Genomic DNA, 204 nt, shown 5'->3' on the forward strand with positions numbered 1-204 from the left:
GCTGGCGCTGGCGTTGCTCGAGAACGGTGGCCGCCTGGTAGAGCGGCCATTTGAAGAGCGCGTCCAGCCCCGCATCGGCGGCGATCTGGCGACCGATGTCGCGAATGGTCCGGCCGAGATAGGTCTGTTGGCGTGGGCATAGCGCTGATGGCTGATCAGCGCCAGCTTGCCGACCCGCACATAGCTCTGGCGCAAATGGAGCCC

Annotated in this window: 1 pseudogene; it reads right to left on the reverse strand. The window is 66.2% G+C overall.

Annotated features, from left to right (window positions below):
* Positions 1–204, reverse strand: a pseudogene (locus tag AC0L25_RS32580) (IS5/IS1182 family transposase); the annotation flags it as partial.

The sequence above is a fragment of the Mesorhizobium sp. WSM4813 genome, from assembly GCF_055811555.1.